Genomic DNA, 14,525 nt, shown 5'->3' on the forward strand with positions numbered 1-14,525 from the left:
GGTCCATCCATGCACCGCTGGAGCCGGATGATTTTAGGTCGAGTCGGCCTAAGACCTGTCGTCCGAAATCCCATGACGCTTTTCGGCATCACGCTCTAACCCCTCAAGTTGATTGCGGCGATATTGGCGGTGCCGAAGCTTGCGCCTTCGGCGACCATTTCGCATGCAGCTTGGCAAGCATCAGGTAGATGATCGGCGTGGTATAGAGCGTCAGCACCTGCGACACGACGAGGCCGCCGACGATGGTGATCCCGAGCGGGCGTCGCAGCTCCGAACCGGGGCCGGTGGCGATGATCAGCGGGATGGCGCCCATCAATGCTGCCAGCGTCGTCATCAGGATCGGCCGGAAACGCTTCAGGCACGCCTGATAGATGGCCTCTTCCGAAGACAGGCCGAGTATGCGCTCGCCCTGCAGCGCGAAGTCCACCATCATGATGCCGTTCTTCTTGACGATGCCGATCAGCAGGATGATGCCGATGAAGGCGATGATCGTCAGCTCGGTACCGCTGATCGCAAGCGCCAGCAGCGCGCCGAGGCCGGCGGACGGCAGCGTCGAGATGATCGTCAGCGGATGCGCCAGGCTCTCATAGAGGATGCCGAGGACGATATAGACCGTCAGCAGTGCCGCCAGCAGCAAGAGCGGCTGGCTGCCGGAAGATTGGGTGACGCTCGCCGCATCGCCGGCGAAATCCGCATGCAGCGTGTCGGGCAGGTGCATGTCCAGCACCGCCTTCTGGATGGCATCGTTGGCGACCTGCAGCGGCGTGTTGAGCGCCAGATTGTAGGAGATGGTGACGGAGGGATATTGACCCTGGTGATTGACCACCAGCGGCGCCAGCGTGCGGTCGATCGACGCCACTGCGCTCAACGGCACCTGCGTACCGCCGGAGGCGGGCACGTAGAGCTTCGAAATGTCATGCGGATCGAGCGCATAGTTCGGGTCCGCCTCCAGCACGACGCGATACTGGTTGCGCTGCGTGTAGATCGTCGAGATCTGCCGCTGCGCGAAGGCATTGTTGAGCGCGGAATCGATAGACTGGATGTTGACGCCGAGCTGGGAGGCGAGACTGCGGTCGATATTGACGGTCGCCTGCAGGCCATTGGGCTGCCTGTCGGTCGCGACATCGGTCAATCCCGGCAGGGCCTGCATCCGCTCCAGCACCTTGGGCGCCCATTCCACCAGCTCATCGTAATTCGCACCCCAGAGCGTGAACTGATACTGCGATTGCGACTGGCGCGCGCCGGCGCGGATATCGCCCGGCGAAAACAGGAAGGTGCTGAGGCCGGGAACAGCCATCAGCTGCTTGCGCAGCCTGTCTATGACCTCGGCCGTTGGCGCACGCTCCGATTCCGGCTTCAGCGAGATGAAAAGCTGGCCACGATTGATGGAGCTGGAAAAGCCGCCACCGCCGACGGAAGAGCCAATACCGGAAACGGCGGGATCCTTCGAAGCGATATCCGCCGCCTGTTGCTGCAGCTTGACCATGGCGGGATAGGAAATATCGGTCGCAGCCTGCGTTCCGCCCTGGATGAAGCCGGTATCGTCCTGCGGGATGAAGCCCTTCGGAACCTTGACATAGAGATAGCCGGACATGACCACGCAAGCGATGATGACGACCACGGAAAGGAAACGGTGGTGCAGCACCGCCCGTAGCGTCCGGCCATAAAAGCCGGTAATCGCACCCAGTGTGCCCTCGACGATGCGGCCGAACAGGCCAGGCCGGGCATCGATATCGTGCTGGCGCAGGCGATGGCCGCAGATCATCGGCGTCAGCGTCAGGGACACGAGCGTCGAAACGACGATGGTAAAGCCGAGCGTCAGCGAGAAGGTCTGGAAGAAGCGGCCGACGATGCCGCCCATGAAAAATAGTGGAATGAAGGCGGCAAGCAACGACAGGCTGATCGAGATGACGGTAAAGCCGATCTGCTTGGCGCCTTCGAGCGCTGCCCGCATCGGCTTCATGCCCGTTTCCAGATTGGCATAGATATTCTCGATCATGACAATGGCATCGTCGACGACGAAGCCGACGGATACGGCAAGCGCCATCAGCGAGAGATTGTCGATCGACAGCCCGAAGAGCCACATCGCGGCAAAAGTGCCGGCGAGCGATAGCGGCACAGTGACGCCGGCAGCGACTGTGGGGGTAGTGCGCCGCAGGAACACGAAGACGACGGCCATGACCAGACAAATGGTGGCAAGCAGCGTCCACTGCATGTCGTTGACGCTGGCATGGATCGTGGTGGTGCGATCGGAAAGGATCGAGATATTCACACCGGCAGGAATGAGCCGCTGCAGTTCGGGGATCAGCTGCTTGACGCCATCGACGGTGGCGATGACGTTCGCATCCGCCTGCTTGGTGATGTTGAGCAGCACGGCTGGCTTGCCGTCATACCAGGCATCCGAGCGGCTGTTGCGCACCCCAGGCTCGACAGTGGCGATGTCGGAGAGGCGAACGGCGGTGCCATCCCCGCTCTGTACGATGATCCGTCCGTAGGCTTCCGGCGTCTTCAACTGGCTGTTGACGGCAACGGAGAAAGCGCCGCCGGCACCGTCGATCGAACCGAAAGGCCCGAGCACGTTGGCGTTGACGATCGCCGTACGGACCGCATCGAGCGACAGGCCCATCGCTGAAAGCCGGTCCGGATCCAGCCGGACGCGGATGGCGGGTTGATCGGCGCCGCTCACGGTCACCCCGCCGACGCCATCGACCTGCGAGATGCGCTGCACCACCACGGTATCCGCTGCATCATAAATGGCGCTCGGAGAGACATTATCCGACGTCAGCGCCAGGATGAGAACCGGGGCCGCTGCCGGATTGATCTTGCGGAAGGACGGGAGAGTGGGCAGATCGCCGGGCAGGTCCGTCGCAGCCGCGTTCAACGCCGCCTGCACATCCTGCGCTGCACCATCGACGCTACGCGAGAGATCGAACTGGACGATGATCGTGCTCGAGCCGAGCGAGCTGACGGACGTCAATTGCGTAACGCCGGCAATGGTCCCGAGATGACGCTCCAGAGGGGCGGCCACGCTCGCTGCCATACTGGCCGGATCGGCCCCTGGGCGGCTTGAGGAAACGACGATTGTCGGCAGATCGACGGTCGGCAGGCTCGCGACCGGCAGAAAGCGATAGGCAACGATGCCGAGGATCATCAGCCCGATCGCCAGAAGCGTCGTCCCGACAGGGCGTTTGATAAACGGCTCGGAGATGTTCATCTCTCGCCACCCGCCAATTCGTTCATCTCGGCGCTCGGCATGCCACTAGTGCGGCCGACGATCTTGGCGCGCAGGCGCTCGAAGGCGAGATAGATCACCGGCGTCGTATAGAGCGTCAGGAGTTGTGACAACACGAGACCGCCGATGATGGTGATGCCAAGCGGAATACGCAGCTCCGCCCCCGTACCCTGGGCCAGCGCCAGCGGCAAAGCGCCGAAGAGGGCTGCGAGCGTGGTCATCATGATCGGCCGGAAACGCAGGATCGAGGCTTTCAGAATGGCCTCGCGCGGCTCCAGGCCTTCCTTGCGCTCCGCCTCCAACGCGAAGTCGATCATCATGATCGCATTCTTCTTGACGATACCCATCAGGAGCACGATGCCAATGAGCGCGATAATCGACAGATCCTGCCCGAACAGCATCAGCGCCAGCAGAGCGCCGACACCGGCCGAAGGCAGCGTCGACAGGATCGTCACCGGATGCACGGCGCTCTCATAGAGCAGGCCGAGCACGATATAGATCGTCACGACCGCTGCCAGGATCAACCAGGGTTCACCCGCAAGCGAGGATGCAAATTCTTCGGCATCGCCCGAATATTTGCGCTGGATATTATCGGGCATCTCGATATCTCGCTCCGCCGCCTTGATCTCGGCGACGGCATCGCTGAGCGAGGCACCCTTGGCGAGATCGAAGCTGAGCGTCACGGCCGGGAACTGCTCATCATGGCTGATGACCAGTGGCGCGGTCGTGAAACTCGCCGTCGTGAAGGCGTTGAGCGGCACCTGCGTATCGCTGGCGCCGGCGACATAGAGCTTGTCGAGCGATTTCGGATCCGACTGATATTGCGGTGCCGCCTCCAGGATGACGCGATACTGGTTGGCCTGGCCGTAGATTGTCGCGATCTGCCGCTGGCCGAAGGCATCATTCAAAGTATCGCTGACAGCCTGCATCGATACACCGAGCCGCGAAGCAGTCTCGCGATTGACATCGACGAAGATACGCCCGCCGCCCATCTCCACTTCGGAGGCAACATCCGTCAGCTTCGGGCTTTCCTGCAGCCGCTGGACAAGCTTCTGCGCCCAGTCGACCACCGTATTCGTGTCCGTGCCCGTCAGGGTATATTGGTAGGGCGCACGACTGGCCCTGGTGCTGATCGAGATGTCGCGCACGCTCTGGAAGGTAACGTGGATGCCGGGCAAGCCCGTCACCTCGCCGCGCATCCTCTCGATGATCTTATCGGCGGACGCGTTACGCTCACTCCGCGGCTTCAGCACGAGACTGAGATTGCCGGTGTTGAGCGTCAGATTGCTCGCGCTGGCGCCTATGACGGCAACGACGCCAGCAACATCCGGATCCTTGCGCAGCCGGTCGGTCACATCAGCCTGGATCTGCTTCATGGTTTCGAAGGAGGTCGTCGGCTCGGCTTCGATGACGGCGGTGATGAGGCCCGTGTCCTGCGCCGGCAGAAAGCCCTTGGGGATGACGACATAAAGCGCGATCGTCGCAGCCAGCGTCACCACCGTCATCAGCAGCATGAGAGGGCTGCGATCCACGGCCCAGACAAGGCTGCGCCGATAGCCTTCAACCATCCAGTCGGTGAAACGGTCGGCACCGGCCAGAAAGCCGCCCTGATGCTCTTTTGGCTTGCGCAGGATGCGCGCGCACATCATCGGCGTGAGCGTCAGCGAGACCACGGCCGATACGACGACGGCAATGGTGAGCGTCAGCGCGAATTCGCGGAACATGCGCCCGACGATGCCAGTCATGAACAGCAGCGGAATGAAGACCGCAACCAGCGAGACGGTCAGCGAAATGATCGTGAAGCCGATTTCGCCGGCACCCTTCAGCGCCGCCTGCATCGGATTTTCGCCCTCTTCGATATGGCGCGCGATGTTCTCGATCATCACGATGGCGTCGTCGACGACGAAGCCGGTGCCGATGGTCAGTGCCATCAGCGAGAGATTGTCGAGACTGAAGCCGGCGAACCACATGACGCCGAAAGTGGCAATCAGCGACAGCGGCAGCGCGACGCCGGCAATGAAGGTCGCCGTCATCGTCCGCAAGAAGAGCAGGACGACGAGGATGACAAGACCGATGCTGATGACCAGCGTCCATTGCACATCATGGATCGAAGCACGGATGGTCTCGGTGCGATCATTGACGATATCGAGGGAGACGCCGGCCGGCATCGCCTGCTTCAGCTTCGGGATCTGCTTCAGCACATTCTCGACCGTCTGGATGACGTTGGCGCCCGGCTGACGCATGATATCGAGAATGACGGCGGGCTGGCCCTGATACCAGGCGCCGACACGGTTGTTTTCCAGTCCTTCGACGACGGTTGCGACGTCCTTCAATTGCACCGGCGCGCTGTTGCGGTAGGCAACGATGACCGATTTATAGACGTTCGGATCGACGATCTGGTCGTTGGCGGCAAGCGTGAAGCTTTGCTGCGTGCCGTCGAGCGAACCCTTCGCACCGGCAACGCTGGCATTGGTGATCGCCGTACGGATGTCCTCCAGGGCAAGTCCATAGGAGGCAAGACGCGGCAGATCCGCCTGGATGCGGATGGCAGGCTTGACGCCGCCCTGGATATTGACGTCGCCGACCCCCGACACTTCGCTCAGGCGCTGCGCCATCATGGTATCGGCAAAATCGCTGAGCTCGCGGATCGAATAGCTGTTGGAGCGCAGGGCCAGCGTCACGATCGGCGTATCGGCGGGGTTCACCTTCGAATAGGTCGGAGGATAGGGAAGCGTGCGCGGTAAGGTCGATCCGGCGGCGTTGATCGCCGCCTGAACATCCTGCGCCGCGCCATCGATATCGCGGCCAAGATCGAATTGCAGCGTGATCTGACTGATGCCAAAGGCGCTCGACGAGGTCATCGAAGCCAGCGACGGGATTTGGCCGAGCGGCCGCTCCAGTGGCGCCGTCACCAGCGCCGCCATTGTATCGGGATCGGCACCTGGAAGCTGCGTCGTCACCTGGATCGTCGGAAAATCGACTTGCGGCAACGGCGCGACCGGCAGGAAGAGAAAGCCGAGAATGCCGCCCAACAGCACCGCCACCCCGAGAAGCGAGGTGGCGATCGGCCTGGATATGAAGAGCGACGAGACGTTCATTGTTGCTGCGTCGGCGTAGCGGAGGAATTGTTGGAGGCCGAGCCGCTGCCCGTATCCGCACCCTGTTCGCCAGCGGCGCCAGGCTGACCATCCTGGCCGCGATGGCCATTATGACCGCCAGCACCGCCCTCCCCACCTTGACCACCCTGGCCATTGTGGCGGCGATGCGGACGTTCGCCCGCATTTGCGGTGCCTGGAGCAGCATTCTGTTGGTCGTTCTCTGCAACAGGCTGCCCGTTATTGTCGGTTGACGGAGCAGCCGGCGACGCCTGATCCGGATTGGCCGAAATCTGCACCTTCGACCCATTCTGAAGCCGCGCGAAACCTGTTGTCACCACCTTGTCGCCGGGCGTCACACCATCGGCGATGACGGCGAGCGTATCGTCCTGCTGGCGCACCTTGACCGGCTTCATCGCAACGGTCTGGTCCTGGCCGATGATATAGACGAAGGTTCCGTTCGGGCCACGCTGCACGGCGCCGCTCGGAATGACGGTAACGCCCTTCAGCGTCTCCACAAGCAGGCGGGCATTGACGAAGGCGCCGGGCCACAGCGCCAGCTTCTCGTTCGGGAAATTCGCCTTCAGCTTGACCGTACCCGTAGTGGGGTCGACCTGATTGTCGACCACGCCAAGCGAACCGTTGTCGACCACCGTCTCGCCGTCGTTGCCCAAAGCCTGGACAGAAAGCGTTCCGGCTGCGCTTGCCGCGTTGACGCGGGCAAGCTGTTGCTGCGGAATGGAAAACAGCACGGAGATCGGCTTGATCTGCGAGAGCGTTACGATACCGGTGGTGTCGCCCGAGCTGACGAGATTGCCGACATCGACGTTGCGGATGCCGGTGCGCCCATCGAAGGCTGCCCTGATCGTCGTATAGTCGAGTGTTGCCTGCGCGCTCTCGATCGCTGCCACATCCACCTGGACCTGTGCTGTATATTGGGCCACCAACGAGGTCTGCGTATCGACCTGCTGCTGCGTGCCGGAGGCGCTCTTCACCATCAGCTGATAGCGGACGAGATCGCGCTGGGCGCCTGCGAGCAGGGCTTCGTCCTGTGCCTTCTTGGCGATCGCCTGATCGAGCTGCGCCTTATAGACGGAATCGTCGATGCGGGCGATGACATCACCCTTCTTGATATCCTGCCCCTCGACGAAATTGATTTCGACGATTCGTCCGCTGACCTGCGCACGCACCGTCACTGTATTCAGGGCCTTTACCGATCCAACGCCGTTGATATAGACGGGGACATCGGCCGTCGTCGCATCGGCAGCAAGCACGGGAACCGGCCCGCTGAACTGCGACATGCTGCGCCGTCCGCCACTGCTGCCACCCTGCCTTTGGCCGCCACGGCGTCCGTCCTGGGCTTGTTCCCCCGGTGCTGCAGCATTCTGGTAGCCAAGCAGCTTCTCCGCCGGCCCAAGCCAACGATCGCGGGTCGCATAGGCGCCATATCCGACTGCGCCGATCACTGCCAACCAAACGACGACCCGAAACGTCCGAGCCATTCACGCACCTTTCTTCAAATCCCGGGGCGATCGACGATCCCCCGCTATTCATGGCGCGACCTTAGCTTGCATCGTGCCGCTTAGGAATTTGGTATGGCCATTAAATTTTGTCCATTTTAGCGCCACTTAGCGTAACAAACTGTAACATTGGACGAAAAACTAGGGTTGTGGTTGCAAGGTGGATGCGTCTACCCGCACAAACCGCTGCAGCGCCTCAAAGCACGCCCCAGCCACGGTAGCGACCACGGCCTGTCATCTCGCGCAGGCCGAGTTCGGCCACCAGATTGAGCGCACCTCTGGAGGTGACGCCGACATGACGCGCGATCATCTTCGCCGAAACGATCGGCCGCGACAGCACGATATCGATAACTTCGGGCAAGCTGCTGTTGGACCGCCGATCCTTGAGCCGGAGCTCCATCTGCAGCCGGGCAAGCGAAAGGCGATCGAGCTCCTTCAGACCTGAATCGGCCGAAAGTGCCATGGCCTCCAGAAAGGCTGTCAGCCGCGTGGTGCGATCTGGCGCACGCCGGCGGTCGTGACGGACGGCTTTCAGGCCGACATTCAGGCAAAAGAGATGGGATGTGACCTTGCCCCGGCTGCGCAGATAGGCGCTGACCAGCAAGCCACCGAGCCAATGCTGCCGCCGCAGTGGCTCTATTCGCTCCCAGGCATCGAAAAGCACCGCCGCGCCGAGAGCGGGCGGCAGCAGATCCGCCTCGCGAATGACAGCGCGCCAGCTCTCCAGCCGCTCATCCTCATCCCAATCCTCATCACGGATGAGTGCAAGGGGGTCGTCAACATCAACGGTCGGCTGCCGAGCTTCCGGAACGCCGCCATTCAGGATCTTGTCGGATCGGGCGAGGATCGCGTCGATCTCGGCGAAATCAACGCCGAAATCGTCTTCTTCATCCACCGGCTCGTCCGGCTCCATGGCCGGGGCAGGCGTCGAACGCGGCGCAATGATGTCTTCGGTTTCGCCGACGTCACCGCGCAGGACGGCAAGACCCGCCGCCTCCAGGCCCCAGGAAGGATCGGCGGTCCAAAGGCGGCGCCTGCTGCGCAGCACCGCATGGGCGATGGTCAACTCGTGCGTCGGTGTGCGCGTATCCATGCGCGCATCATGCAGGACGAGATCCTCCACATGCACAAGTTCGCCGCCGACCCAGAGCGCACCAGCGGCATCGAAAAAGTGCCCCCGCTCGCGAAAACCATCCGCCACCGCATGCCTCAAGACACGCTCATCCAGCCGCGCCAACATATCCTCCGCCTTGACGATGACAGGCAGAAGCGTGGCAAGTGGCAGCGTGGTCAGATCATATCGCATTGGAATCACATCATTGCATCGATCTAACGGAACTTATCATCGCCGTCCGCGGCGAGATAGGAAGGCAACCTTGTGAACTGTGGATGGCAATCACTATTTTCCGTCTTGACCTTCCAGCGATGGGAAGGTTCATAAGGCTTTCCGACGCCCTTTCGGGCAAAGGAGTATGACATGGCACAGCACAACGAGCACGATCACGGCCATCATGGCCACGGTCATCACCATCATCATGATGCCGACATTCAGGATGTGGTGATCCGCGATCCCGTCTGCGGCATGACCGTCGATCCCGATGCTGGCAAGCCATCGCTGGATTATCGCGGCCGTATTTTCCATTTCTGCAGTGACGGCTGCCGTACAAAGTTCCAGGCTGCACCGGAAAACTACCTCACGGCGAAAGACCCGGTCTGCGGCATGCCGGTGGACCGTGCCACCGCCCGCCACTTCCTGAAGCACGAGGGCGAAAAATTCTATTTCTGCTCGGCCAGTTGCAAGGCAAAGTTCGAGGCAAATCCATCGGCCTATCTCGACGGTAACAAGCCCGCGTCAAAACCGGTGCCGAAGGGTACGCTCTATACCTGCCCGATGCACCCCGAGGTCATCAGCGACCATCCCGGCGACTGCCCGAAATGCGGCATGGCGCTGGAGCCGATGGGTGTTCCCGCCGCCGATCACGGCCCGAACCCGGAGCTTGCCGATTTCACTCGCCGGTTCTGGATCAGTGCTGCCCTATCACTGCCGCTGCTTGTCATCAGCATGGGTCCGATGATCGGCTTGCCCATTCGCGACTGGATCGGCGAACCTCTTGCCACATGGGTCGAACTTCTGCTCGCGACGCCGGTCGTGCTTTGGGCGGCGCTGCCCTTCTTCCGCCGCGCCTGGAATTCGCTCGTCAACCGCAGCCCCAATATGTGGACGCTGATCGGCCTCGGCGTCGGCACCGCCTATGTCTACAGCGGCATCGCCACACTCGCCCCCGGCCTGTTTCCCATGAGCTTCCGAGGCCATGGTGAGAGCGTGCCCGTCTATTTCGAGGCAGCTTCCGTCATCGTCGCATTGGTCTTCGTCGGCCAGGTACTCGAGCTGAAGGCCCGCGAACGCACCGGCTCGGCCATCCGCGCGCTTCTCGATCTCGCCCCGAAAACGGCACGGCGCATCGGCGCCGATGGCAGCGAAACCGATGTGCCTGTCGATGAGATCCAAGCCGGCGACCGGGTGCGTGTGCGCCCGGGCGAACGCGTGCCCGTGGATGGTTCCGTCATCGAGGGACAATCGACCATCGATGAATCGATGATCACGGGCGAGCCCCTGCCCGTCGAAAAGGCCAAGGGCGACGCCGTGACCGGCGGCACAATCAACAAAAACGGCGCGCTCATCATGCAAGCCGAAAAGGTCGGCGCTGAGACCACCCTCTCACGCATCGTCGAGCTTGTCGCCAAGGCGCAACGCTCGCGCGCCCCGATCCAGACGATGGTCGATCGCGTCTCCGCCGTCTTCGTGCCGGCTGTGGTCGCGGCCGCCATTATCGCCTTCGTCGTCTGGGCCTTTGTCGGGCCGGAGCCGAGGCTGGCGCATGCGCTGCTTGCCGCCGTTGCGGTGCTCATCATCGCCTGCCCCTGTGCGCTGGGGCTGGCAACGCCCATGTCGATCATGATCGCCACGGGCCGAGGCGCACAGGAGGGCGTACTGGTGCGCGATGCCGAGGCGCTGGAACGCTTCGCCAAGGTGGACACGCTGATCGTCGACAAGACAGGCACGCTGACCGAGGGCAAGCCGAATCTGACCGACATCGTCCCCGCGACAGGCACAGACGAGGCCCGCCTGCTCTCGCTTGCTGCCAGCCTGGAGCGCGGCTCCGAACACCCGCTCGCCGAAGCGATCGTTGCCGGCGCCGAGGAACGCGGTGCCCGCTTTGTGGAGATCTCCGGCTTTGCGGCGGTGACGGGCAAAGGCGTCGAAGGCAGCGCCGGCGACACCGCGATCGCGCTCGGAAATGCCGCTATGATGGCCAATCTTGACGTTTCGACCGACGATTTGAAGGCCGAGACCGAGCGCCTGCGCGGCGAAGGCAAGACCGTCATGTTCGTCGCCATCGACAGGAAGCTGGCCGGCCTCGTCGCCGTCGCCGACCGGATCAAGCCGACCACGGCCGCCGCCATCAAGGCGCTGCATGAGAGCGGCCTGATCATCGTCATGGCAACCGGCGACAACGGCAAGACCGCCGCTGCCGTCGCGAAGCAGCTCGGCATCGACGAAGTGCGCGCCGATATGCTGCCGGAGGGCAAGAAGGCGCTCATCGACGAGCTGCGGGCCAAAGGCCGTGTCATCGCCATGGCCGGCGATGGCGTCAACGACGCACCCGCACTGGCCGCCGCGGATGTCGGCATCGCCATGGGCACGGGCGCCGATGTCGCCATGGAAAGCGCCGGGATCACTCTGGTGAAGGGCGATCTCAACGGCATCGTGCGGGCGCGCCACCTGTCGGAAGCGACCATCCGCAACATCAAGCAGAACCTTGCCTTCGCCTTCGGCTACAATGCGCTCGGCGTGCCGCTGGCAGCCGGCGTGCTCTATCCGGTCTTCGGCCTGCTTCTGTCGCCGATGATCGCTGCCGCCGCGATGAGCCTGTCCTCGGTCTCGGTGATCGCCAACGCGCTGCGACTGCGGCTGGCGAAATGAGGACATCGACCGCGTTTGTTCGCCTTCTCCGCACCCACGCGGTCCCTCACCCCTGCCCTCTCCCCGCCAGCGGGAGGACAATCGCATATGACCCGAAGTTGTTGTCGCGTCCCCTTCTCCCCTTGGGGAGAAGGAGCTTAGGATGCTCATCCGCACCATATGCGATACCCCTGCCGCCAGTGGGGAGAGGGGGCTTTGATCTAATAGCCTACGATCTGCCTGCAAATTCGCCGTCTGGCGCGGTCGTCCCTTCTCCCCGCCAAGCGGGGAGAAGGCTAGGATGAAGGGCATACTCGCAGGCGCGGCATCGGCAGATGCACCTGACTTGCCCGAATTTGCTTACCCAACCCGCTCCACAGCAATCGCCGTTGCCTCGCCGCCGCCGATGCAAAGGGCTGCGACGCCCTTCCTTGCACCCTGACGCTCGAGCGCATGCAGCAGCGTCACTATGAGACGCGCACCGGTGGCACCGATGGGATGGCCGAGCGCGCAGGCGCCGCCGTTGACATTGAGGCGGTCACGGGCAATGCCGAGCTCCTTGGCGGCCGCCATGGCGACGACGGCGAAGGCCTCGTTGATCTCGAAGAGATCGACATCGCCGATCTTCCATCCAGTCTTATCGAGCAGCTTGCGGATCGCCGGGATCGGCGCGGTGGTGTACCAGGCCGGCTCCTGGGAATGCGTCGCATGCGCCTTGATCTCGGCAAGAATCGGCAATCCCTCGCGCTCGGCAACCGAGCGGCGTGTCAGGATAAGCGCGGCCGCACCATCGGCATTGGCTGAGGCGCTGGCCGCCGTAATCGTGCCATCCTTGCGGAAGGCGGGCTTCAGTGTCGGGATTTTTTCCGGCGAGACCTTTTGCGGATGCTCGTCCTTGGCAATGGTAGTGGGGCCGCCCTTCGCCATGACGGAAACCGGCGTGATCTCGGCTTCGAAGGCGCCGTTCTCCGTTGCGGCACGGGCGCGCGATAAAGTCTCGACCGCATAGGCATCCTGATCGTCGCGGCTGAACTGATAGGCCTCGACCGCCAACTCGCCGAAATCGCCCATCGAGCGGCCCTTCTCATAGGCATCCTCGAGCCCGTCGAGCATCATATGGTCGAAGATGCGGTCATGGCCCATGCGGTAGCCGCCGCGTGCTTTTGCAAGCAGATAGGGCGCATTCGACATGGATTCCATGCCGCCGGCAACCGTGATCGAGGCTGAACCAGCGAGAAGTAGGTCATGCGCCAGCATGGTCGCCTTCATGCCGGAGCCGCAGACCTTGTTGATCGTAGTGGCGCCGACGGCATCCGGCAGACCTGCCCCGCGCGCAGCCTGCCGGGCCGGCGCCTGCCCTTGCCCCGCCGGCAGGACGCAGCCGAACAGAACTTCATCCACTCTCTCCGCCGAAAGACCGGCACGCGTCAGCGCCGCGCGGATGACATGCGCGCCAAGCTCGTGCGCCTGCAAGGGCGAGAGATCTCCCTGGAAACGGCCAACGGGCGTGCGGGTAGCGGAAATGATGACGATGGGATCGTTAGCGGACATGACATCTCCTCGCGGATAGCAAACCATATCTTCACACCATTCCTATCACGTTAGATGATGATCGTCATCTAAATATCGCAGAAAATAGGATGCAGCCGACGGCACGCATGATTGCCCTCCTCGCGCAGAGGACTTAAGGATATCCGCAGAATTTGAAGGGATATTCCGTGCCGCTTTACATCAAGGATGATGCCATTGATCGATTGGCGCGCCGTTATCAGGCACTGACCAAGGCCACGACCAAGACGGAAGCCGTGCGGCTTGCCTTGCAAAAGGCGCTGGATGAGGAGCTGACCAAGCCGGCGCTTGCCGACGTCGCGGTCACTTTCTGCCGCAATCTCAAACAGAAGGCCATCGCCAAAAGCGAAAGCGCCGGCATAGCGGAAGAGATTTGATGTTTATCGACGCTTCAGTGCTGTCGGCGATGATGACCGACGAGGAGGAGGCGCGCGCCTTCGCCATCCGCATACAGCCGGCAACAGCGCGAATGACCTCGCCGCTTGCCGCAGCGAATGCCGCAATCCTTGTCTCCGATACTTTGGGATTGTCGCCGACCGAGGCCGGCGAAGCTGTCCGCACGTTTCTGCAGCTTATGAACGTTCAGCTGCTTGCTGTGCCGCCCCGCGCCGCCACCTTGGCGACGGAAGCCTACGAGCGCTATGGCCAAGGCGACCATATAGCGCGCCTCAGCCTTGACGATTGCTTGACCTATGCCTGCGCTCGCTATTATCGCCAGCCGCTATTGTCGAAAAGCGACCGGTTCAAGCAGACGGATATCGAGCTGGCTTAAGACCAGCTCGAGCCATCACGCCGTTACGGGCAAAGCGAAGCGGAGCCTGCACTATAGGTGCTCGAACGAGCGCCGACGGAGTTAGGGGCAGCGGCGCATTGCAGGCGGGAAATGGAGTCGCCGGCGCGGATCGGACCTGTCACCGACGGATCGGTGTTGATGGTGCCGTCCGGGAGAATTGCGTCCTTGGAATGGTCGACATTGCCGACATCAGCCTGGAACGCCTCGACATTGACGCGCTTGGGATGATGCTTGTGAGCCTGCTCCGCCATGGCGGCGCTGGACATGCCGAGGACGAGAGCGGAGATGGCGAGGGTTCTGAGCAGCATGGGACTGCCTCCTGTGGGAGTTGACGCGGATTTCATATGGGAAC

The 14,525-nt window shown here is 62.5% G+C and carries 9 protein-coding genes; 3 read left to right on the forward strand and 6 right to left on the reverse strand.

Annotation, left to right across the window (positions count from 1 at the left end):
- Positions 1-103: 103 nt before the first annotated feature.
- The 4 genes from AC13QY_RS19960 to AC13QY_RS19975 all read right to left on the reverse strand — a co-directional run bounded on the left by AC13QY_RS19960 (position 104) and on the right by AC13QY_RS19975 (position 9,153).
- On the reverse strand, positions 104-3,214 hold the full coding sequence (locus AC13QY_RS19960) for an efflux RND transporter permease subunit (protein WP_145635865.1): 3,111 nt from the start codon (positions 3,212-3,214) through the stop codon (positions 104-106).
- Positions 3,211-6,330, reverse strand: coding sequence for an efflux RND transporter permease subunit (locus tag AC13QY_RS19965; RefSeq protein ID WP_488493846.1), 3,120 nt, complete (start codon positions 6,328-6,330; stop codon positions 3,211-3,213). The genes AC13QY_RS19960 and AC13QY_RS19965 overlap by 4 nt, the downstream gene beginning before the upstream one ends.
- Positions 6,327-7,829, reverse strand: coding sequence for an efflux RND transporter periplasmic adaptor subunit (locus AC13QY_RS19970; protein ID WP_488493847.1), 1,503 nt, complete (start codon positions 7,827-7,829; stop codon positions 6,327-6,329). The genes AC13QY_RS19965 and AC13QY_RS19970 overlap by 4 nt, the downstream gene beginning before the upstream one ends.
- A gap of 214 nt (positions 7,830-8,043) precedes the next feature.
- Positions 8,044-9,153, reverse strand: a complete 1,110-nt coding sequence (locus AC13QY_RS19975) for an RHE_PE00001 family protein (protein WP_488493848.1) — start codon at positions 9,151-9,153, stop codon at positions 8,044-8,046.
- 171 nt (positions 9,154-9,324) lie between these two features.
- On the opposite strand from AC13QY_RS19975, the gene AC13QY_RS19980 reads away from it, so the two are divergent.
- Entirely contained in the window at positions 9,325-11,832 is a 2,508-nt protein-coding gene (locus tag AC13QY_RS19980) for a heavy metal translocating P-type ATPase (protein ID WP_488493849.1), read from the forward strand.
- Between the two features lie 339 nt (positions 11,833-12,171).
- Here the strand turns inward: AC13QY_RS19980 and AC13QY_RS19985 are convergent, their stop codons facing one another.
- Positions 12,172-13,362, reverse strand: a complete 1,191-nt coding sequence (locus AC13QY_RS19985; protein ID WP_488493850.1) for an acetyl-CoA C-acyltransferase — start codon at positions 13,360-13,362, stop codon at positions 12,172-12,174.
- A gap of 167 nt (positions 13,363-13,529) precedes the next feature.
- Between AC13QY_RS19985 and AC13QY_RS19990 the strand changes: the two genes are divergently transcribed.
- Positions 13,530-13,757 (forward strand): type II toxin-antitoxin system VapB family antitoxin, encoded by a 228-nt coding sequence (locus tag AC13QY_RS19990; protein WP_152094421.1) that lies wholly within the window; start codon positions 13,530-13,532, stop codon positions 13,755-13,757.
- Positions 13,757-14,152, forward strand: a complete 396-nt coding sequence (locus AC13QY_RS19995; protein WP_488493851.1) for a type II toxin-antitoxin system VapC family toxin — start codon at positions 13,757-13,759, stop codon at positions 14,150-14,152. The genes AC13QY_RS19990 and AC13QY_RS19995 overlap by 1 nt, the downstream gene beginning before the upstream one ends.
- Positions 14,153-14,175: 23 nt before the next feature.
- Here AC13QY_RS19995 and AC13QY_RS20000 read toward each other — a convergent pair whose 3' ends face one another.
- Positions 14,176-14,481: a hypothetical protein gene (locus AC13QY_RS20000; protein WP_112341489.1), complete on the reverse strand. Its 306-nt coding sequence runs from the start codon at positions 14,479-14,481 to the stop codon at positions 14,176-14,178.
- Positions 14,482-14,525: the final 44 nt, after the last annotated feature.

This window comes from Martinezella sp. CNPSo 3795, from assembly GCF_057784475.1.